The 20,768-nt window shown below is 46.0% G+C and carries 20 protein-coding genes; 12 read left to right on the plus strand and 8 right to left on the minus strand.

Translation table 11 applies throughout. The features are described from left to right. The first annotated feature begins 118 nt into the window (after positions 1–118). The 3 genes from PG915_RS21250 (at position 119) to PG915_RS21260 (ending at position 2,051) form a co-directional block, all read left to right on the plus strand. Positions 119–781, plus strand: a complete 663-nt coding sequence (locus PG915_RS21250; protein WP_353498986.1) for a curlin subunit CsgB — start codon at positions 119–121, stop codon at positions 779–781. Between the two features lie 90 nt (positions 782–871). Then, positions 872–1,675: a hypothetical protein gene (locus PG915_RS21255; protein ID WP_353498987.1), complete on the plus strand. Its 804-nt coding sequence runs from the start codon at positions 872–874 to the stop codon at positions 1,673–1,675. Continuing rightward, a complete protein-coding gene (locus PG915_RS21260; RefSeq protein WP_353498988.1) occupies positions 1,659–2,051 on the plus strand; it encodes a hypothetical protein in 393 nt (130 codons plus the stop codon). Before PG915_RS21255 ends, PG915_RS21260 begins: the two co-directional genes overlap by 17 nt. Positions 2,052–2,066: 15 nt before the next feature. Here PG915_RS21260 and malK read toward each other — a convergent pair whose 3' ends face one another. Beyond that, positions 2,067–3,176: a maltose/maltodextrin ABC transporter ATP-binding protein MalK gene (gene malK, locus PG915_RS21265; protein WP_353498989.1), complete on the minus strand. Its 1,110-nt coding sequence runs from the start codon at positions 3,174–3,176 to the stop codon at positions 2,067–2,069. A gap of 767 nt (positions 3,177–3,943) precedes the next feature. On the opposite strand from malK, the gene malE (PG915_RS21270) reads away from it, so the two are divergent. From malE (PG915_RS21270) to PG915_RS21285, 4 genes are all read left to right on the plus strand, one after another. Next, positions 3,944–5,125, plus strand: a complete 1,182-nt coding sequence (gene malE / locus PG915_RS21270; protein ID WP_353498990.1) for a maltose/maltodextrin ABC transporter substrate-binding protein MalE — start codon at positions 3,944–3,946, stop codon at positions 5,123–5,125. 81 nt (positions 5,126–5,206) lie between these two features. After that, positions 5,207–6,778 (plus strand): maltose ABC transporter permease MalF, encoded by a 1,572-nt coding sequence (malF, locus tag PG915_RS21275; RefSeq protein WP_353498991.1) that lies wholly within the window; start codon positions 5,207–5,209, stop codon positions 6,776–6,778. An 11-nt stretch (positions 6,779–6,789) separates the two neighbouring features. Beyond that, positions 6,790–7,680, plus strand: coding sequence for a maltose ABC transporter permease MalG (malG, locus tag PG915_RS21280; RefSeq protein WP_353498992.1), 891 nt, complete (start codon positions 6,790–6,792; stop codon positions 7,678–7,680). A 410-nt stretch (positions 7,681–8,090) separates the two neighbouring features. Next, positions 8,091–9,014, plus strand: a complete 924-nt coding sequence (locus PG915_RS21285) for a cation transporter (protein WP_353498993.1) — start codon at positions 8,091–8,093, stop codon at positions 9,012–9,014. On the opposite strand, the gene PG915_RS21290 is transcribed toward PG915_RS21285, so the two are convergent. Then, a complete protein-coding gene (locus PG915_RS21290; protein ID WP_353498994.1) occupies positions 8,995–9,243 on the minus strand; it encodes a hypothetical protein in 249 nt (82 codons plus the stop codon). The two genes, PG915_RS21285 and PG915_RS21290, sit on opposite strands and share 20 nt — an antisense overlap. 81 nt (positions 9,244–9,324) lie before the next feature. Beyond that, the gene (locus PG915_RS21295; protein WP_420884637.1) at positions 9,325–10,215 is read right to left on the minus strand and encodes a LysR family transcriptional regulator; all 891 of its coding nucleotides are present in this window, start codon (positions 10,213–10,215) and stop codon (positions 9,325–9,327) included. A 134-nt stretch (positions 10,216–10,349) separates the two neighbouring features. On the opposite strand from PG915_RS21295, the gene PG915_RS21300 reads away from it, so the two are divergent. From PG915_RS21300 to PG915_RS21315, 4 genes are all read left to right on the plus strand, one after another. Then, entirely contained in the window at positions 10,350–11,984 is a 1,635-nt protein-coding gene (locus PG915_RS21300; RefSeq protein ID WP_353498996.1) for a glycoside hydrolase family 13 protein, read from the plus strand. Between the two features lie 127 nt (positions 11,985–12,111). After that, a complete protein-coding gene (locus PG915_RS21305; RefSeq protein WP_353498997.1) occupies positions 12,112–12,438 on the plus strand; it encodes a rhodanese-like domain-containing protein in 327 nt (108 codons plus the stop codon). A gap of 48 nt (positions 12,439–12,486) precedes the next feature. Continuing rightward, positions 12,487–13,143 carry a DsbA family oxidoreductase gene (locus PG915_RS21310; protein ID WP_353498998.1) on the plus strand — a complete coding sequence of 219 codons (657 nt, stop codon included), beginning with the start codon at positions 12,487–12,489 and terminating at the stop codon, positions 13,141–13,143. A 285-nt stretch (positions 13,144–13,428) separates the two neighbouring features. Continuing rightward, on the plus strand, positions 13,429–13,863 hold the full coding sequence (locus PG915_RS21315; RefSeq protein ID WP_353498999.1) for a hypothetical protein: 435 nt from the start codon (positions 13,429–13,431) through the stop codon (positions 13,861–13,863). A gap of 532 nt (positions 13,864–14,395) precedes the next feature. Here PG915_RS21315 and PG915_RS21320 read toward each other — a convergent pair. From PG915_RS21320 to PG915_RS21340, 5 genes are all read right to left on the minus strand, one after another. Beyond that, complete coding sequence (locus PG915_RS21320) at positions 14,396–14,554, minus strand: hypothetical protein (protein ID WP_353499000.1); 159 nt, start codon at positions 14,552–14,554, stop codon at positions 14,396–14,398. A gap of 334 nt (positions 14,555–14,888) precedes the next feature. Beyond that, positions 14,889–16,064, minus strand: coding sequence for a maltose/maltodextrin ABC transporter substrate-binding protein MalE (gene malE, locus PG915_RS21325; RefSeq protein WP_353499001.1), 1,176 nt, complete (start codon positions 16,062–16,064; stop codon positions 14,889–14,891). A gap of 190 nt (positions 16,065–16,254) precedes the next feature. After that, positions 16,255–18,066, minus strand: coding sequence for an alpha-amylase family protein (locus tag PG915_RS21330; RefSeq protein WP_353499002.1), 1,812 nt, complete (start codon positions 18,064–18,066; stop codon positions 16,255–16,257). Positions 18,067–18,274: 208 nt separating this feature from the next. Continuing rightward, the gene (locus tag PG915_RS21335; RefSeq protein ID WP_338166025.1) at positions 18,275–18,760 is read right to left on the minus strand and encodes an acyl-CoA thioesterase; all 486 of its coding nucleotides are present in this window, start codon (positions 18,758–18,760) and stop codon (positions 18,275–18,277) included. A 98-nt stretch (positions 18,761–18,858) separates the two neighbouring features. After that, positions 18,859–19,773, minus strand: coding sequence for a DMT family transporter (locus tag PG915_RS21340; RefSeq protein ID WP_353500184.1), 915 nt, complete (start codon positions 19,771–19,773; stop codon positions 18,859–18,861). Positions 19,774–19,872: 99 nt separating this feature from the next. On the opposite strand from PG915_RS21340, the gene PG915_RS21345 reads away from it, so the two are divergent. Further along, positions 19,873–20,661 carry an AraC family transcriptional regulator gene (locus PG915_RS21345; RefSeq protein ID WP_353499003.1) on the plus strand — a complete coding sequence of 263 codons (789 nt, stop codon included), beginning with the start codon at positions 19,873–19,875 and terminating at the stop codon, positions 20,659–20,661. Positions 20,662–20,768: the final 107 nt, after the last annotated feature.

Raw genomic sequence — 20,768 nt, forward strand, 5'->3', positions numbered from 1 at the left:
AATAGTAACTGTCAGGCGATGAAAAATGGCTTTTTTAAATTTGCTTTAGAAAAGTCTTGGCCAAAATATCAAGTCATTTTTATACGCCAAATAATCACGGAAGAAGTGGTAAACAGGCATGGTTTTAAATAACAAAATGCTCAAATCTAAAGGGCTCACGACCGTATTGTGTTCAGTGGTCTTTGCCGCTGGCGGTTCTGTACAAGCAGCGACATTTTGGTATGCGCCAAACGGGGGTCTTAGCGCACCTCCAGGGACGTTTCTTGATGGCGTGAGTGAGAATGTGGTGACTGATTATGATGCGTTTGTGACTGGGGCGAGTTCTGACTTAGACAATTACTCAGAAGTTCACTCAGTTAATGTCGTTGATTCGGTTGCCATAATTGTGCAAGAAGGGGGCAGTGTTTCGAGGGCTGGTAACAAAGCCAAAGTGGTGCAGCGTGACGGAGCAAACAACACCGCACTTGTCACGCAGTCAGGACGTAACCACACCGCATACATAACCCAAACAGGAAGCTCGAACGCTGCATACGTCGGCCAGTTAGGGAGAAACGCGGAAGCGTTGATTGAGCAAAATGGCGATAACAATCTCGCGTTAATCGGGCAGGCTAATTACGGGTTAGCAGGTAGTCAATTGAGTATTTCTCAGCGAAGTGATAACAACATTGCCGTTGTTGCTGGTGCTGGGGCTGCAAATTTAGGTATTTCTCAAGATGGTGGTGACACCGCCATTATTAATGCTTCGGCGTTAATGAGAGTTTATATAAACCAAGGAAACTAAGAGGTATCAGAGCAGTCGGTTTATATACAAATACTCTTGGTTAGAGAGTATGTAATGACATGGAAACTTATAAGGAATAAGGGTTATATTATGAAAGTATTATTATTAGCTGTTAGTGTTGCTGTCGCTTCTTCCACGGTTATGGCTGCAGGCCCTGGCACAGGGAAAGAAGTCTCTTTCAACAATTACGCAGCTTACCAAAACATGGATGTACAAGGTGACAAGGACAACAAAAGTGTCGTACTTCAATCCAATGACGTAGGTACCACCGTTACTGTGATGCAGGGTGAACTGGGTGTATTCGATGGTAACCGCTCGGTCGTAGACATCCGTTTGAACAGTCCTGGTAATAATAATGATGTTATGATCGACCAATCTGGTGGTTACAGCTTCAACGACTCTAAAGTGAAGATCGGCGGTACTACTGGCGGGGCAGATATTGATGTCAATCAAGACGGTCATGCCAACGATTCGGTGGTGAATTTCCGTCATGATGAAGACAACTCGACGGTAACGGTTGCACAAACCGGTATTGATAACTGGTCTCGAGTCCGCTCGAGAGATGCGAGTAAATACAATACGGTTGCTGTAACACAAAACGGTGAAAACCAAGACTCTGAAATCCGTCTGTCTGGAAGCTCCTCAAATAACATGGTCACTGTTATGCAGGGTAAAAATACTTCCAAGAAAAATAACGTGTCTATCGTTGAGCTAAGCGCGTCTAGTTCGAACAACGACTTGCTGATTAACCAAAAAGGTAACAACAGCCTATCTGAGGCTTATCTAGTGGCTTCAAGCGGCGGCGATATTGATGTTATTCAATCTGCACAAGACAGTTCATACATTTCTCAAGTGAACTCTCTAAACACGACGGTATATGTACATCAAAACTAAATCCATTTCGGTGGGTGTAAAAAAGGCGGTGTTATGCACCGTCTTTTTTTGTTTAACTGCTTTTGATGGATTTTCTGCACTGTTCAAGACCCAAGTCAGTTGCCAAGTAAAGCAGGAGCAAATACAGATTGCGATCGAAGCTGACACTAGTCACCTCTCAATCCATGTCAAAACAGAACCGGGCAACGACTATCATTGGCGAGGTTCTGGTGGTGTCGCGATGTTTATTCTGTCGAAAAGTAGTTTCCCTATCGATCTTCAAGATAAGGAAGGCAAAGCGCGATTCATTATTGACGAGCATTGTCGTATAAAAGATAAGAAAAATCCTCCCTCTCCGTTAAGAGAGGAAGGATTTTCAGCAAGCAAAGGTGCTTAAAACTATTAGAGAGGCTTATACGCCTGCTTCTTTATATAGGCGACGGCAAGCTCTGCCATCGCTGTGGAATAGGTGACAACGGTGAGCTGGAATACCAATCTCAAACTTATCGCCAACTTCAACAGCAAGTGTGTCCGGCTGACGGTAGATAACGTCCGCGTCTGCGCTCTCTAGGTTAAGATAAACTTGAGTTTCGTTACCTAGCTTCTCAACGATCATCACTTCACCGCCCACTTTCGCATCGCCTTCTTGCGCCGATACCAAATGCTCTGGACGTACGCCCATAGACATACGATCGCCTTTGTTCACGGTTGTTCCATCAACTGGGATCCAGAATGAATCACCATCAGAAAGCTGAACTTTCACGCGCTCTGCTTCTACTTCTTCAATGAACACGCTCATGAAGTTCATCTTAGGCGAACCAATAAAGCCTGCAACGAAGCGGTTGTCTGGGTAGTGGTATAGCTCAAGAGGCTTACCAACCTGTGCAACATAGCCTGCGTCTAGTACAACAATCTTGTCAGCCATGGTCATCGCTTCAACCTGATCGTGCGTTACGTAGATCATGGTGCAGCCTAGTTGGCGTTGAAGCTTAGTGATTTGCGAACGCATGTTTACACGAAGTGCTGCATCTAGGTTAGATAGCGGTTCGTCTAGTAGGAATACGTTTGGTTGAGAAACCAAAGTACGGCCGATAGCCACACGCTGACGCTGACCACCTGAAAGTGCTTTAGGTTGGCGCTCAAGTAGGTGACCGAGCTGTAGAATTTCTGCTGCGTGCTCAACGCGGCGGTCGATTTCTTTTTTGTCTGCTTTAGCAAGCTTAAGACCAAATGACATGTTGTCATAAAGGTTAAGGTGAGGATAAAGTGCGTAAGACTGGAATACCATGCCCACGCCGCGCTTCGATGGTTCAACATCGTTCATGCGCTCTTCACCAATATATAAATCACCGGACGTGATGTCTTCTAAACCTGCGATACAACGTAGTAGAGTTGATTTACCACAACCTGATGGACCAACAAAGACAACAAACTCGCCTTCGTTGATTTCTAGGTCGACATTCTTGGAGATCAGTACGTCGCCGTACGCTTTACTAACATTTTTTAACGTGACACTCGCCATGTAGCTCGTCCTCGATTCATTTTTTCTTTCCGTCGGTCATTATAGAGATAATTCGACAGGTAATAATAGTAGGAAATTGGTCAGTGTGTGACTCCAACAACGTGGTTTGGAGTTCTGGGAAACTGTTGCGTGATGATTCTAGGTTTTGATGTTCCTTAGTTTGTGCAAATAGTCCCAGATGGAAAGAAAAAAGGGTGGCGCTGTACGATTTGGCGCCACCCTCAAAGCCAAGACTTCGCTAGTATCCCCCGACACAAACTGAAAACCTCCCCCGTAAAATACATTTACCACTAGTGCTTCAGATTGTGACTACTTGGCGAGTCCGGCGATGAAAACCCAGTATACGTTCCCTGTAGAAGTTCATTCCTTAAAGAAACTGTCAGAGCATTCGCTCTTACTGGTAAAGGGTTCTTACCATCCACTCTTGGATGACTGCAGTTTCCTTGATTGAGGTCGCAGGTACATCCTCCTGACAAAAATAATTATGGGGGTAGTAGGGAAGGAGGAGGAGGGTGGGGGGAGAATGTATGTGTGAGATCTCGGTCAAAAATTTGCGCCTGATAATAGTGAATTCTGTCACAACAGGAGATTGTTTTGTGATGTTGATCTATAGTCTTGGGCGATTGAGGTCACGGAAATCAACGCTTGTGGCGAGGGCGTAGAGAGTAGGATGATGAGAGCTTGCTGTATTTTTAAGATGATACTCATCGAAACTTGGGAAATCCTCTGGATGAACCTACGATCAAAACTATAAAAAGGATATAAACATGAAAAAAGCCCTAAGCACTGTAGCACTAGGTACGCTAGTCGCTCTAGGTTCTTTTGGTGCAAATGCTGCTATCGAAGAAGGACAACTCACTATTTGGATTAATGGTGACAAAGGTTACAACGGTCTTGCAGAAGTAGGTAAAAAGTTCGAAGAAGACACAGGTATTAAAGTGACAGTTGCTCACCCTGATGGTCTAGAAGCGCGCTTTCCTCAAGTTGCAGCGACTGGTGACGGTCCTGATATCGTGTTCTGGGCTCACGACCGTTTCGGTGAGTACGCTCAAGCAGGTTTGCTGGCTGAAATCAAACCTTCTAAAGAAACTAAAGAAGGCATTGTTGACTTTGCATGGGACGCAGTTAAGTACGATGGCAAAATCATCGGTTACCCAGTAGCAGTTGAGTCACTATCTCTAATCTACAACAAAGACTTGGTTCCAAACCCACCTAAGACCTGGGAAGAAGTAGAAGCATTGAACGCAAAACTTGCTAAAGATGGCAAGACAGCAATCATGTGGAACCTAAAAGAACCGTACTTCACATGGCCACTAATGGCAGCTGATGGCGGTTACGCATTCAAATACAACGGTGGTAGCTACGACGTTAAAGACGCAGGTATCGCTCAAGACGGTGTTAAAGACGCACTGACTTTCGTTAAAGGTCTAGTAGACAAAGGCGTTATCTCTGCAGATATGGATTACTCGGTATCTGAGTCTGCGTTCAACCAAGGTAAAACTGCAATGACTATCAACGGTCCGTGGTCTTGGGCGAACATCGAGAAGTCTGGCATCAACTACGGTGTGGCTACTCTACCTAAGTTCAACGGCCAAGCTTCTAAGCCTTTCGTTGGCGTACTAACAGCAGGTATCAGCACTGCGTCACCTAACCGTGACCTAGCAGTTGAGTTCCTAGAGAACTACCTACTAACTAACGATGGTCTTCGTGAAGTGAACAACGACAAACCTCTAGGTGCTGTTGCTCTAACTTCATTCCAAGACGAGCTAGGTTCTGATGCACGTATCGCAGCGACAATGGACAACGCGATGAACGGCGAAATCATGCCTAACGTTCCACAAATGAGTGCATTCTGGGCTTCTGCTAAGAACACAATCATCAACGTGGTAGACGGTCGTCAATCAGTAGAAGCAGCAGTTGCTGACGCTGAAAAGCAAATGACGAAGTAAGTTTCTAGAACAACCCTTTTAAGGAGGGGGTAACCCCTCCTTCTTTTCTATTTTTTTGTATTATCGCTAGCAGGTCCTTTTATGCAGTCAGTTCAAGGTACAGATGCCATGTCAGCAGAAACTAATACAGTTCCAAGCAGTAAAAAAGTATTCATCAAGTGGGGACTTCTTGGCTCAGTGGGACTTATCAATGGTTATGCGACTATTCTAATGTATTCCCGCGGTGAGCTTGCATTCGCATTGCTTACTGTGATTCTTACCGCTCTGGCACTCTATATTTTCGGCAGTAAGAAAACGTACGCGCACCGTTATATCTACCCAGGTATTGCGGGTATGATCCTTTTCATTCTTTTCCCTTTGGCGTACACGGTTGGCTTGGCCTTCACGAACTACAGCGCGAAAAACCAACTTTCCCTGGATAGAACGCAAAGCGTATTGATGCAGCGTACTTTCCAAAGTGGTGATAGCTATTCGTTTGAGCTTTATAAGACAGACAACGGTCACCGCATCTATGTAAAAGACGGTGAACAGCTGCTTGCTACGCCTGATTTTGATATCAGCAGCCCTTCTGCAGACTACGATCTTAACGCGGCAGATGTGCCAGTAGGTGAGAAAGAGAAGATCAAAGCGATTATTCAAAATCGTGCGAAACTCAACACGGTTGACCTTCATATGCCAGATGGCTCTGACATCCGTATGAGTGGTCTACGTAAATTTGCTTCTGTACAACCGCTATACACTATGGTGGAAGGTACAAACGACATGCGTAACAACAAGACTGGTGAGCTACTGCGCCCTAATATGGACGAGGGTTTCTACCAGCCAGTTAACGATAGTGGCGAGTTTGTTGGTAACACAGTATCACCAGGTTTTATTGTTGGTATTGGTACACACAACTTTGAACGTGTATGGAAAGACGATGGTATTAAAGAGCCGTTCATCAGTATCTTTATCTGGACGATTGTTTTCTCAGCAGTGAGTGTTGCGCTAACGGTTCTTATTGGTCTTGTACTGGCAAGTGTGGTTCAGTGGGAAGCACTACGTGGCCGTGCTATTTATCGCGTGCTGCTGATCCTTCCGTATGCAGTACCAGCGTTTATCTCGATTCTTATCTTTAAAGGCTTGTTCAACCAAAGCTTTGGTGAAGTGAACATGCTCCTTGAAGGTCTGTTTGGCATTAGTCCAAACTGGTTCTCAGACCCAATGCTAGCGAAAGCAATGATTCTCATTGTTAACACATGGCTAGGTTTCCCTTACATGATGATTCTATGTATGGGTATGCTAAAAGCGATTCCTGATGACCTGTATGAAGCGTCAGCAATTGATGGTTCAAACTTTGTTTCGAACTTCACCCAGATCACAATGCCACTGATGATTAAGCCGCTAACTCCGCTACTGATTGCAAGTTTCGCGTTTAACTTCAACAACTTTGTACTGATTGCCCTTCTAACGAACGGTGGTCCTAACATGATTGGTACTTCTGAGCCAGCGGGTTACACCGACCTATTGGTTAACTACACGTACCGTATCGCGTTTGAAGGTTCTGGTGGTCAAGACTTCGGTCTAGCGAGTGCAATCGCGACACTGATCTTCCTACTAGTTGGTGCACTAGCACTACTTAACCTACGCGTCACGAAAGTAGCTCAAGACTAAGGAGACCTAAAATGGCAATGGTACAAGGTAAGTCATTAAAATACCGCGTTTGGGCAACACACATCGCTATGTGGGCTTTCCTATCGCTAATTATTTTCCCACTACTGATGATTATCGCTATCTCGTTCCGTGAAGGTAACTTCGCAACGGGTAGCCTAATCCCAGAGCACCCATCGCTAGAGCACTGGAAACTAGCACTAGGCTTCTCGGTAACGAACGCAGACGGCTCAGTAACACCACCTCCGTTCCCTGTACTCACTTGGTTGTGGAACTCGATTAAGGTTGCGGGTATTTCATCAATCTTGATTGTATGTCTATCAACAACGTCTGCTTACGCATTTGCTCGTATGCGCTTTAAAGGCAAGTCAACCATCCTAAAAGCGATGATGATTTTCCAGATGTTCCCAGCAGTACTAGCATTGGTGGCGATTTACGCATTGTTCGATAAACTAGGTCAGTACATTCCGTTCCTAGGCTTGAACACACACGGTGGTCTGATTTTCTCTTACTTGGGTGGTATCGCACTTCACGTATGGACAATCAAAGGTTACTTCGAAACGATTGATGGCTCTCTAGAAGAAGCAGCAGCACTTGACGGTGCTACGCCATGGCAAGCATTCCGTCTCGTTCTTCTGCCACTGTCAGTGCCAATCCTAGCGGTTGTGTTTATTCTGTCGTTCATCATGGTTGTTGGTGAAGTACCGGTAGCATCACTACTACTTTCTGATGTAAACTCGTACACACTAGCGGTTGGTATGCAGCAGTACTTGTATCCTCAGAACTACCTATGGGGTGACTTCGCGGCAGCGGCTGTACTATCAGCATTACCTATCACAGTCGTATTCCTACTCGCACAGCGTTGGCTGGTTGGTGGTTTGACCGCCGGCGGTGTAAAAGGATAAAAACGATAAGGGTGACCGCAAGGTCACCCATTTTATTTGTATTGTTTAACATTATTTGGTTTGGCCGCCGACAAGTTGAACAAGCAACACTGGTGTTACGTATAGCTGGCTGTTATCAGGATTCCTTACTATCACGACTAACAGTTCTTGTAACCGACGCCCGAGCATTCGCTCGGGCTTCTTCTTTTCTTGTCAGTTGTCTCTTTTGTCACTAGTTGGTTTAGACTCACTATGTCTGCTATCGGTAAAACGAATTGATATATTGACCAACTCATGTAGGAATAGCATAAGATGCTGATATCTTTGCGCTAACTTTGAACAAACAGGGCTAGGTGCCATAGGAAAGGTCATATTCCTGTGTTATAAGGATGAAAGTCCGAGCAATAATCGCGTTTGGAAAGGATGGCCAAATGACAAAAATTACCGAATCAAAAGCACTAATTTATTCTGCCGTGGGTGCCGCGGTATTGTCGCTCTGGGGCGGCATAATGGCGCTGATTTCTGAATCTAGCGCCATACTACTGGATGCCTCTTTCAACCTCTTGTCTGCGGCGGTGTCGTACGCTTCTCTATGGATAGCGAAGCTAACCCAAACTGGCCGAACTCGTCATTACCCAATTGGATTTTTTGCCTTTGAGCCGCTGATCGTGGTGATTAAAGGCATTACCATACTTATTCTCATCGCCTTTGCAGTAGGCAGTAATATCCCGGTGATTCTAGCTGGGGGGCGGGAGCCTGCGTTAGGGCTGATGGCTGTGTATGTGTTCCCAGCCGTCGCTCTGTGCGCCCTTTTGTACTGGGTGTGTCATGTGGGTCACAAACAGTCTCATTCCGACATTCTAAAGGCAGAGAAAAACGCTTGGTTCATCAACGGTGTGATTTCTGGTGCGATTGGTGTGGCATTGGTGTTGGTGATTGCTATCCAAGAGACATCATTTGGGTGGGTTGGACGTTACATCGACCAGATCTTAGTGGTGCTGTTCAGCCTAGCGTTTATCAGCGATCCGATAAAGCTTGTCAAAAATGGTATGCGAGAGTTGACGATGGCGACGCCTCCAATTGAGCACACTAAGCCTATCTATCGCAGCTTAAAGGGACTCGCTCAGGAATATGAGATTGAGATTGTGGATATTTTTATCGCCAAGCTTGGCCGTAAAACCTGGGTCTCTGTCTATGTCGATCCGAAGCGCGAATCCATGACATTTAAGAGTTATGAACGATTTGTGGAAGATCTAAGAACGAAGGTGGATAAGCCATATACCGTCACAGAAGTGGATGTCATTTTACAACGTTCACCCACTTCAGAAAGCACGCCTAAGTTAGCTCACGGCTAGAAGGCGCGCAGCCAAGATACTGGAGCAAGACATACAAACTTTCTTGCTCCAGTGCTACACGCTGGAACAAGTCGGCAAACACCTCATCACCGCCAAAGCAGGTCTGGATGTAATGATTGATTTCATCCCGCTGATACCCTTCAACGTACATGGTACGTATCCATTGATATTCCACCGATTTTAAATCAGTTAACGTGGATTGACTTAGGGTAATATCGCTCAGGGTCAAGTCGAGCTCCTCTCTCAGACTATTTTAACGCTGGGCGATTACATCAAAGTTTAATGAAAGAAAAATGACAGTTTGGTGACCTTACTTGGAATTGACATTACTGGTGAGAAGCTGAACAAGGGCTTCCACGCTCGATTTGTTTTCACCTTGTTTGGTGTAAATACCGATATTGCCGACCTTTTCTTTATCTAGATACGCGATGACGATGTCATGTTTTTCAAGCCAATCACTGGCTTTGTGGCTGTAGGGCATGATCGCTTGCGTCATATGCAGCATATCCATACTGGCCATTACTGAATCCACGTCGTAGGTGATGCGCTCATCAAACTGAGTGTCATGAGGAAGGCCGTTCGCTAGCACCGATTGATGCCTTGGATGGTTTGGGGTCACCCTTAGAAGCGGGTAGCGGTGCAAGGTGCTTGGCTCGCTTATCCCAGTTGCAAGTGGGTGGCTCTTAGAAACGTAGATGGCTTCATAATCTTGAAACAGTGGCTGGAACACAACACGGCACGACTCTGACAGGTCTAAAACTTCATGACCTATGAATAAATCTATATCACCTTGAACGAGATGGTGTAGCAGAGACAAGTTATTCCCGAATTCAAGGTGAAACGAGCTGGCTGGATTTGACGCTTGGTAATCTGCCACCGATTGGCGCACAAAGCCCTCCCACCATACTTCTCCCGTACCGATTTTTACTTTACCGAATTGGCGCTGCTGCATGTCGTTAAACTGGTGCTTAAGGGCAAAGTACTGTTCTTGTTGCTCTTGTGCAAACTTACGAAATTTATTGCCATAAGGCGTCAATTCCACGCCCTTAGATAGACGATTAAACAAGGGCGCACCCATCTCCACCTCAAGCTTTTTGATTGCAGAGGTGAGAGACGGCTGACTAATAAATAGCTCATCAGAAGCTCGTTTAATGTTGCCGTGTTTTGCTACTGCCAAGAAGTACTTAATGGATTTGTTCAGCGCCATACATTGCCTTTTGGTGTGCCTGTCTTTGGTATATAAAAAATCTATATGATTATACGGAGAATCTATTTTTAATCCCAGCGATAACTTCGTAAAGTGGGGGTAATTTAACGATAAGCTAGGACAGACTCATGGAACAAAAATGGTGGCACGATGCGGTGGTATATCAGATTTACCCGCGCAGCTTTTGTGATTCGAATGGAGATGGCATTGGAGATTTAAATGGTATTCGCTCCAAGCTCGATTATTTACAAGAATTAGGTGTAGATGTGATTTGGTTATCGCCCGTGTATCAGTCTCCTATGGATGATAATGGCTACGATATCTCCAGCTACCAGGCTATCGCGCCTGAGTTTGGCACCATGCAAGATATGGAAGCGCTGATCGCCGAAGCAAAACAGCGCGGTATTCGTATCGTGATGGACTTGGTGGTTAACCATACCTCGGATGAACATTCTTGGTTTCAGCAAGCGTGCGAATCAAAAGATTCTCCATATCGTGACTACTACGTTTGGCGTGATGCGAAGCCAGATGGTAGTGCACCTAACGACCTTGATTCGATCTTTGGCGGCAGTGCATGGCAGTGGCATGAGCCGACTCAGCAATATTATATACACCTGTTTTCAAAAAAACAGCCTGATCTTAACTGGGAAAACCCGAAGGTGCATGATGAAGTCCACCGTATGATGAACTGGTGGATAGACAAGGGTATCGGCGGCTTTAGGCTTGATGTTATTGATCTGATTGGTAAAGAGATCGACAAAGGCATCACGGGGAATGGCGAAAGATTGCACCCACTTCTGAAACAGATGAATCAGGCCACCTTTGGCGGTAAAGACCTTCTGACGGTTGGGGAAACTTGGGGGGCGACACCGGAGATAGCCAAGCTATATAGCGCCCCCGAACGTGATGAGCTGTCGATGGTGTTCCAGTTTGAACACATTACGCTCACTTGGAAAGACGGTGATAAATGGCAGCCGATCGCACTCGACTTGCCTGAGTTTAAGAGGGTGCTGACCAAGTGGCAGTTAGAACTCGCCGATCAAGGTTGGAACTCACTGTTTTGGAATAACCACGACCTGCCTCGCGCGGTTTCCAAGTATGGTGATGATGGTGTGTATCGCACCAAGTCAGCCAAAATGTTAGCCACTGTACTGCATGGACTTAAGGGCACGCCTTACATTTATCAGGGTGAAGAGATCGCGATGACCAATGTGAAGTTTGAGCGCTTAGAGCAATACAAAGACATTGAGTCGCTTAACTTCTATAAAGTGAGAACACAAGCGGGCGTAAGCCATGAAGAGATGATGCATGCGTTGGGTGAAAATGGTCGTGATAACGCCAGAACACCGATGCAATGGTCAGCAGCTCCGCAAGCTGGTTTTACACAGGGTACGCCTTGGATTGAAGTGAATCCAAACTACACCGAAGTAAACGTTGAAGATGATCAGGCGAGTAGTGATTCTGTGTATCGTTATTATCAGTCTTTAATTGCACTTCGTAAGCGCTATCGTGCGATCGTGCACGGCGATTTTATCCCAGTACTTGAGCAGCATGACAAAGTCTTTGCTTATCTCAGAACCGAAGGAGAGACACGTTTAATGGTTGTCGCGAATTTCAGTGGCGAGTCATTAACGGTCGATTTGAGTGAGTTCAGCCAAAGTTCGGCTGAAGCGCTGTTATCAAACTCTGGGAGAACTACGTTTGATTTCAATAAGTTAGAGCTTAAACCTTACGATGCCTTTATGATCAAGCTTAGTGAATAGAGGCTATATTCATGCTGCCAAGCGCATCTTGAGATGCGCTTATTTTAGCTTTGTCTAAAATAAATAATTGACAGTTCCGGTTAGGGTATATACATTAGATTTAACTTAATTAGCTGGAGCTGTTGTTATGAATTCTACTGTTGAAGCAACCACGACCTCAAATACGAGTGCCATTCCTAACACGTCTAAATCTGTGGCGGCTAAGCAATATTTGATCGATGTGCGTTCGCCACAAGAGTTTGCCTCAGGCCATATCCCAGGTTCTTTGAATGTTCCGTTACAAACGATTTTCGCGGTTGCCAATAGTGATATTCAGCCTCAAGACAGCCTTATTGTCTATTGCGCATCCGGTATGAGAGCGACTCAGGCGGTTCAAATTCTTGAATCCATGGGCTATCGAAATATCGTTAATGCCGGTACGTTATCAGCGGCTAGCGACTATATTTCACAATAATCGTTCTTGATCCTCAGAAGAAGTCATAACCAAACGGGAGAATGCATCATGTTAAAAATCGACTATGTCAGCGATGTACTTTGTGTGTGGGCGTGGGCAGCGGAGGCTCGAAACGATGCCTTGTTAGCTAACTTTGATGGCCAAATTGAACTAGCACCTAAGTTCATTAACTTGTTTGGTGATGCGCAAACTCGCATCGGCAAGGGATGGAGCGACAAAGGCGGTTTTGATGGATTCGCAAAGCACACCGAAGAGGTGGCAGCTAAGTTCCCTGAATTAACACTGAGCCCTTCTGTATGGCGCAGCACTCAACCAACTAGTTCCATGCCTGCACATCTTCACTTAAAAGCCGCAGAGCTTGCTGGCAGCAGTCAAAATGAGGTGTTGCAACTCGCTAAGGCGTTAAGACAGGCTTTCTTTGAACAAGGGAGAGATATCGGCAATGTTGAAGTTATTACGGATGTTCTTGCCTCTCAGGGAATAAACATTGAAGCACTTCAGCCGTACCTTATGGATGGCTCTGCTTATGCGGCACTGTGGAGTGACCAACTGCTACGTGAGGCTCAACAGATCAAAGGTAGTCCAACTTATATTATTGATGGCGGGCGACAAACCTTGTTTGGCAACGTCGGCTATCGAGTCATAGAAGCGAATGTGAAAGAGCTTTTAAAACCGCATACGGGCCAAGGCGCGAGTTGGTGTTAACTTAAATTTGTCCTTAAGATCGAATTAAAAGGCGGCTTTATGTTGAGAAGTCGCCTTTTTTGTGAGTATCTATTTGTCAATTTTGTAAAGAACAACCTTTCTATGCATAGAGTTGGACGCCTACCCCATTTGCCTATTGGCTCTAGGTTCATGTTTGCATAGAAATTTGAGTTCTACCGAGTTCTGTTGTTTAAAGTCTTCTAGTGCCAAGGATACTCTCATATGTTGTCGCCATCAGTGTTTATTGCTAACAAAGTGATATGTTAACGAGGTGGACGAGAAATTATGTCAGTATACATAGGAGCTAGGGATCTTAGCGGTGTTCCTTTAGGTACACACCAGTTCATTGTTCTCCATTTTAGTGAGCCCCAGTTTCCAATCCATACAAGCGGTATGGTGTATCACACTAAATATTTAGGAGATGGTCATTATGGTGTTGTTATTGGTGCGCAGAATAGAGGCAGCCTTGTTGTAGAGATAGCAGAGAAGGGTGACCTTTTGGCGACCAGAGAGTACTTTGGTGCAGCCAATACATCTATATTTAAACCTGACTTTTCTTCTCAACTAAGGCTAGTGGATTATGGCACTGTTCCTGACGCTGAAGCTAAACGAAGAGTCATGCAGTTAGCAACAAACTTTAGATTAAACCAGGCTATTCACCAATTCCCTATCCTTTTATGGGGCTGGGGTACAACAGTAATAGTTTTGTTCAGTCATTGATTAGGCATTCCGGTGGGAATGTAGATACCAATATGAATGGCTGGGATGTTTCACACGACAAAGTTATTCCAAAGACGTATTTTGAAGCGCAATGTCCAGTCAAACCGAGGCCAACGCTGAATTGATATGAATAAAAAAATGTACTTATTTTCACTAGTGTCTTGGCTGAGTGGGCTTGTTGCTATTCTAGCAATAAGCTTTTTGTTACGTGGGTTGGGGAGTAACAGCGGTTTAGGTTTTCCCGAAGTAGTGTGGTTTACTCTTCAAGCTTTACTGTTTTGCTTCTCGATGGTTCTGGCTTACAAATCAGTTGCCAAAACTAGAGTGGGTTTAAGACTACTATGGATGCTGTTGATGGCTATAGCTTGTGGAGTATCTTATTTCGTACTCACGTGGTGGTATGTTGTCGAGACAGGCGTGGATTCTATTTGAGATTTTATTTCAGATAGGGCAGCGTGTAGCTTACTGCATTGATCAAAAAGGCGACCACGTATTGTGAGGTCGCCTTTGTGACGATTATCGCCTTGTGATTCTAATAAGGACGATCTTGCTCCATTTCGCGCTCTTGTGCAGGCTCAAGTTCATGTAGGTAGGGATCATAAGCGCAGTCACCAATTTCATTTCTTGGGCAAACATGTACGTTGTTTCTCTCTATCATTGGCGTTTGGCACATTGGGCAAATTCTGTCCATCGTAATCTCCTTGTTTCGCTTTAATCTCGTTTGTTTTCATCACTTTGTCACCACCCATCACCTTCTAACAAGCGTGATCGTGTGGTGTCGTACGTGCTCGAACAACAGAGGAACTGCGAGCATAGTTAAAGGGTATAGATAGCGATAGTGACAAATTCAATCGGCTGTTTAAGATCTTGAGTGAGAATGTGATGAAGAAGGGGATCTGTTGCAGAGCGATTCAAAGCGTTACATTGCGACTTTAAGAGAGGGTCACGAGCTGACAAGAAACAACAAAACTTCGATTGATTTACTCGCCAAGCGCGGTTTTTGCGCACTTGGCGATTGGTTCGCATTAACGCGCCAATTGTTTTTCCGCAGTAGCAAGTGCCTCGGAAACAGTCTGGCGACCTAGTAGCGTGTTTTCGATGGCAGCGCCTTCAGACATCCAAAACGTCATCATCTTTGGAATCGCTGGCATGATTTCGCCGTTTTCAGCGTTAATCATGGTTGAGCGAATACGCTGATCAGATTCTAAGGTCTGTTGGAAAGACTTCAGAGTCACGGCACCAAGCGGCTTGTCGTTGTTGATAGTGGTGAGCGCTTCGTCGGTAAACAGATAGTTTTCAATAAACTCTACCGCCAAATCTTCATTTGGACTTGCTGAGCTGATACCGGCACTCAAGATACCAACGAATGGGTTCGATTTTTCGCCACCCAGCGTAGGGAAGGTGGCAACGCCGTAGTTGATGCCTGCTTTGTCTAAGTTACCCCATGACCAAGGGCCGTTGATCGTCATCGCCACTTCGCCTTTGGCAAAGGAGGACTCGGCATTAGCATAATCCATTCCTGGATCCACAATGCCTTCTTGCTTCATGTTCAGCAAGAACGCTAGGTTGTCCTGAGCGCGTTGATTGTTAATCCCTGTATCATTAGCATTATGACCTTGTGGGGTTTTCGCGAAAGAATAGGTGCCGGCAGAGACAATTGGCCAAGTGAAGTAGGCGTTTTTCACATCCCACATAATGGTGTCTTTGCCTTGTGCTTTCATCTTAGCGTGAATAGCTGGTAGCTCTTCCCATGACTTAGGTGGTTTTGGCAGCAAGTCTTTATTGTAAATCAGTGAAATGGCTTCAATAGCAAGTGGGTAGCCAATGGGCTTACCTTTGTAGTTCACCGCATCCCAACTAAAGTCGACCAGTTTCTCTTGGAATTCTTTACTCGGTTTTACTTCTCGCAGCAGGCCAGATTCGGCATAGCCACCAAAGCGGTCGTGCGCCCAGAAAATGATGTCTGGACCATCGCCAGTCGCAGCGACTTGCTGAAAGCGTGCTTCTAATGACTCTGGAAACTGAACGCTGACTTTAATACCAGTATCGGTTTCAAACTGTCGGCCGACCTCTGCTAGCCCTTCGTAACCTTTATCACTGTTGATCCAAATAAGCAGTTCACCTTCTGTGACCGCCATTGCTGGAGCTGCCGTTAACGTTGCTAGTGCCAAAGCGGTTAAGGATGTTTTTAGTGTTTTCATTGTGACTATCCTGTCCATGTGCATTGGGATAAGAATAATCGGATGCGATGAGGTGTAAAAATAGCCTTTTTGTAAAGTGGTATAGATTTTTACTATTTCACTTGCGCTAGGTGTGATCTGAATGAGTCAATAAAAGCCCCAGTTTTTACGCTGGTGCTTGATAGCATTGGGCTTCGATAAAGTCGGGAGGTTAACGCTCGGTAGCCATGAGTTGAAAAATATGTGAAGCCAGTGGGTTGAGGGCAATATCAACTTTGCCAGAGCCATTTTCGACACTAAGCTCTGTGGTTACTTTTGGATTTAGCGCGCAGGATAGCGAGTAGGTACCATCGATTAGTCCTAAGGCTTTGATCGCCTCGGCTGGAATGGTAATCGGTTCACTGCTGGCTTGGTGTGCATCAAAGTTAACCAAGACTAACGCAGCATCGCCTCTGTTCTCGCGCCAGTATCCATAAAGTTTATGGCGAAGCTCACCATGGCGTTCATCACGCTGAATATCCAGTAACAGTCGAGAGCCTGACATAGCAGGGCTACGTTGCACAAAGCGCATTAAGTTTTGGTAAAAACGACGCAGAGTTAACTCTTGTTCGGTGGATTGACCGCCATCGAATGCGCCATTATTCATCCAGCGTTGGTGGCTTGGAACACCGATATAGTCAAAAATCGAGGTGCGTGTTGGCTGACCAAAGCCTGCGTGTTCTTCGCCTGTTTCTCCTAGTTCTTGGCCAAAGTAAAGCATGGTAGGCGCGTTACTGATGGTCGCCGAAACAACCATTGCAGGTAGGGCAGCTTCGGCGCTGCCGGCAAACTCAGCGCAAGGGATTCGCTGCTCGTCATGGTTATCGAGAAAGTGCAGCATGTGCGGCTCGATGTCACTAAACTCTGTTTGGATGCGAGAGATGGACTCTGTGCCTTCGCGGCCTTGGATAATCGCCTTGAGCGTATCGTAAAGATCAACCTTGTCGTAGAGCGCATCCATTTTGCCAAACTGAATGTAATCTCGGTAGAGGTGTGGCTGGTACACTTCGGCCACTAATAAAGCATCGGGATTGTTGAGTTTGATTGATGCGTTGAGAAAGCTCCAGAACTCCACCGGCACCATTTCTGCCATGTCATAACGAAAGCCGTCGACACCTTGCTCGAGCCAGTACATGGCGATGTCGCGAAACTTGCGCCATGAGCTCGGTACATCTTTGCCATCCCAGAATTTAGCGTGTTCCGCATAGTTTTTGTGTCGATAACATTCCGGTAATTCAGGAAAGTCTTTGCTGCCATCCGGTCTTACACCGTAATTGACTTTAACCGTTTCATACCAGTCGTCAGCGCTTGGCTTGGCGGCTCTAGCGCCGTTGCCTGTCCACTTTGCTGGGTACTCATGATAAGGCTGCTTGAGTCGTGGATGATCCTCTCCACCGAGCGGTGCGAGATGCGTTGGTACATCGGGCAGTTCGAACGCTTGCTCTGGAATGTAGTAAAAGCTGTTTTCACGCGAGTACTCAAGGCTGGTGTCATCTTCCGCACCAAAATCGGTTACACCTTCAGGGTTATTCAAGCCTTGATATTGGCGAGCCACGTGGTTTGGCACGATATCAATCACCACTTTCAGTCCCGCTTTGTGCGTGCGCTCAATAAGCTGTTTAAACTCTTGATTTCTCTGGGCTGGTTCGTCGGCTAAATCTGGGTTTACCGAGTAATAGTCCTTCACCGCATAAGGTGACCCAGCGCGGCCTTTGACAACGGCGGGGTGATCATTGCGTATGCCATACTCGCTGTAATCACGGATCACCGCATGGTGCGGCACGCCGGTATACCAAATATGGGTCATGCCGAGCTCTCGAATGGATGCTAGCGCGGTGTCACTGATGTCACTGAACTTGCCGACACCATTTTGTTCTATGGTGCCCCAAGGCTGGTTGGTCGAGTTAGTATTGCCAAATAGGCGGGTGAAAATTTGGTACAGATGAACCTTTTGCTCAGGTTTAGAAATGGAAGGGTTGGGCATAAAATCTCACCAAACTGATGTTGTAGGAGTTCAATTTTGGATATAGAAAAAATCTATCACGTCAATCTAGTGTAGTTGAAGGGAAAAGATGAAAACTCCTCCTTTTGGAGGATGATTTAGGGCGTAGATGAGATCTGTATAACAAATGCAGACCGAGGATTCAGTCTGCATGAACTTTAGGGCTTGATTAACAAGTAACGAGAGGGAGTTACTTGAGATATTTGACGTGCGCTTCCATCTCTTCGCCAATCTGTTTGCGCATGTTCATCAGCTTGATTGCCGATTCACGAAGTTTAATATCGTCTTCGGTTTGCGGTACCCATTCTGGCACCTCGGTTGGTTTGCCATTTTCATCCACCGCCACCATGATAACGATACAGTGTGTTGTGAGACGATTTTTCAGCTCTTTGGGATCACTAGCTTGCACATCGATGGCAATGTGCATTGAGCTTCTGCCGGTGTATATCACTTTGGCACTCACTTCTACTAAGTTGCCAACGTGGATTGGCTCAACAAAGCGAATGCCACCAGCGTAAGCGGTGATACAATACTTGCCACTCCATGCCGCGCTGCAAGCGTACGCCGCTAAGTCAATCCATTTCATTACTGCGCCGCCATGCACTTTGCCGCCAAAGTTAACATCGCCTGGCTCGGCTAGAAAACGCAGGGTGGTCTCTCTTCTGCCACTACTCATTATTTTTATTCCTTTATCTGAGCTGCTAAGTGGCTTGATTATGACAAACTTGTTAACAACACGCTATGAGTTTGAGTGTGCGAGTTTTTTGCTGTTCGCTATTGTTTATCGATAGTGAGTTTAGGTGCCACCGCTTCTGGCGCAGGCTGGAGCTTTTTGGTCTTAATTTGCGACAAGATAACGCCGGAAATGACCATGAGCCCGCCAATAAGGTGGAACTGGGTAATTGACTCGCCAAGCAGTACTGCAGCGAGAGCGACCGCGATGACTGGCAACAAGTTCATGAACATGGCACTGCCATCTGCGCCAATTAAGTCGATCGCTTTTACCCAAAGCAGAGGCGCGACAAAGGAGCCGAGCAATCCCGCGTAGGCAATAAGCGGCAGGGCAGAGCTGCTTGGCAAGATTTGCTCGCTAGTCAGTAATAGTGGAAATAACATGATGACGGCAAATACGCCTTGGGTGTAAATCAGCATCCAGCTAGACAGCTGCATTTTCCAGCGTTTTAGCAGCACACAGTACGTCGCATACACAATCGCTGCGAGTACCATCAGGCCGTCCCCTTGAGAAATGTCTTGATGCAAAAAGAAGCTGAGGTCGCCTTGTCCTAGCATAAACGCAAGGCCAGCTAGCGAGATCACGCCGCCAACGATGCTCAGCTTAGAGATACGTTTGCCAAGTAACGGCACGGAAATGAACACCGCGAGCAGGGGGACTAGTGAGGTTATCAGCGCCATATTAGAGGCTGTAGTGGTTGCCGCCGCGTAGTAGCCCAACGATTGGTTAAGTACCATGCCCAGCAATGCAAGAAACGCGAGTTTGGCGCTGTTTTTGCGGATCTCTGGCCAATGGCGCTTCACTTTCGGCAAGCAGAATGGCGTCATTACCAAGATCGCAAGCGCCCAGCGATAGAAACTCATCGCGCTCGGTTCGATCATAGAGGCGGACATCTTGTTCACAATGGCGTTGCCGCCCCATATCAACACAGTAAAGAAGGGAAGAAGATAGACCACTGTGAACCTCATCGCGTTTTGTAAGTTGATACATAGTGTGACAGGTCGGTATAATTGCATGTATCTTTAAAACGACATTGCGCGCGATAGGAAGACAAGTTGAAAAAACACACTAGAAATTTGCACCCCTCTTTGTCTATAGACAAGATGCCCTCCAATGTTTTCATGAACTTCGATGCGTTTTTGTCGAACACCGAAACCCGCGTTCATTGCCACCCATGGGGACAAGTTCAGCTGATTAGCGGTGGGATATTGGAAATGGAAGCGCAGGATACGCGTTTTCTAGCACCGCCACACCTCGCCATTTGGGTTCCGGCGGGCGTGATGCATTGCAGCTACAACCGAAAACCGCTCGAATACTGCTCTCTTAATATTGCTCACGAGTTTACTGACGGGTTTCCAGATAAAACCAGCTTAATCAAAGTGACACCGATCGTCTCCTCGATCATTGAGGATTTTCGTCACCGTAACGTTAACGTGGCCGAATCTGAAAAAGATCAGCGCCTGATCCAAGTGCTCCTAGACCAGCTGAGCGATCAGCAAGAGCAGCATCACTTCCTACCTTCTAGTAATAACAAATACCTCGCCCCCATTCTGGCAGCCATTGAAGAAGAGCCAACTAACGACATTAGTCTTAAGGAGTGGGCATCAAAAGTTCATACGACCGAGCGCACGCTTGCACGTTACTGCCAAAGCGAACTCGGCATGAGTTTTACCGAGTGGCGCTTGCGAGTACGGTACTTGTTTTCAATGGATCTATTACGAAGTGGCCATTCAGTAAAAGAAGTTGCGTTTACGCTCGGTTATAACCAAGCAAGTCCATTTATCTCGATGTTTAAGAAATATTCTGGGCAAACGCCGGAGCAGTATAAGAATAAGTTGTTGTAGGGTAATTCCTGGTGACTCAGTGTGATTGGGATATTTGACACTGCAAGATATTCTGTTGCGCTGCTATAAGCGACTCAGCTATAGCTTAATGCTACTGAATTCTCACT

Origin of the sequence: Vibrio sp. CB1-14, assembly GCF_040412085.2 — a bacterium.
GTDB classification, from domain to species: Bacteria; Pseudomonadota; Gammaproteobacteria; order Enterobacterales; family Vibrionaceae; genus Vibrio; species Vibrio chaetopteri.

Bases quoted from the DNA above. Each gene is read 5' to 3' on its own strand.
- PG915_RS21305 (WP_353498997.1), top strand. From the start codon at position 12,112: ATGAATTCTACTGTTGAAGCAACCACGACCTCAAATACGAGTGCCATT.
- malK (WP_353498989.1), bottom strand. From the start codon at position 3,176: ATGGCGAGTGTCACGTTAAAAAATGTTAGTAAAGCGTACGGCGACGTA.
- malE (WP_353498990.1), top strand. From the start codon at position 3,944: ATGAAAAAAGCCCTAAGCACTGTAGCACTAGGTACGCTAGTCGCTCTA.
- PG915_RS21335 (WP_338166025.1), bottom strand. From the start codon at position 18,760: ATGAGTAGTGGCAGAAGAGAGACCACCCTGCGTTTTCTAGCCGAGCCA.
- malG (WP_353498992.1), top strand. From the start codon at position 6,790: ATGGCAATGGTACAAGGTAAGTCATTAAAATACCGCGTTTGGGCAACA.
- malE (WP_353499001.1), bottom strand. From the start codon at position 16,064: ATGAAAACACTAAAAACATCCTTAACCGCTTTGGCACTAGCAACGTTA.
- PG915_RS21260 (WP_353498988.1), top strand. From the start codon at position 1,659: ATGTACATCAAAACTAAATCCATTTCGGTGGGTGTAAAAAAGGCGGTG.
- PG915_RS21310 (WP_353498998.1), top strand. From the start codon at position 12,487: ATGTTAAAAATCGACTATGTCAGCGATGTACTTTGTGTGTGGGCGTGG.
- PG915_RS21330 (WP_353499002.1), bottom strand. From the start codon at position 18,066: ATGCCCAACCCTTCCATTTCTAAACCTGAGCAAAAGGTTCATCTGTAC.
- malF (WP_353498991.1), top strand. From the start codon at position 5,207: ATGCAGTCAGTTCAAGGTACAGATGCCATGTCAGCAGAAACTAATACA.
- PG915_RS21285 (WP_353498993.1), top strand. From the start codon at position 8,091: ATGACAAAAATTACCGAATCAAAAGCACTAATTTATTCTGCCGTGGGT.
- PG915_RS21315 (WP_353498999.1), top strand. From the start codon at position 13,429: ATGTCAGTATACATAGGAGCTAGGGATCTTAGCGGTGTTCCTTTAGGT.
- PG915_RS21250 (WP_353498986.1), top strand. From the start codon at position 119: ATGGTTTTAAATAACAAAATGCTCAAATCTAAAGGGCTCACGACCGTA.
- PG915_RS21255 (WP_353498987.1), top strand. From the start codon at position 872: ATGAAAGTATTATTATTAGCTGTTAGTGTTGCTGTCGCTTCTTCCACG.
- PG915_RS21320 (WP_353499000.1), bottom strand. From the start codon at position 14,554: ATGGACAGAATTTGCCCAATGTGCCAAACGCCAATGATAGAGAGAAAC.
- PG915_RS21300 (WP_353498996.1), top strand. From the start codon at position 10,350: ATGGAACAAAAATGGTGGCACGATGCGGTGGTATATCAGATTTACCCG.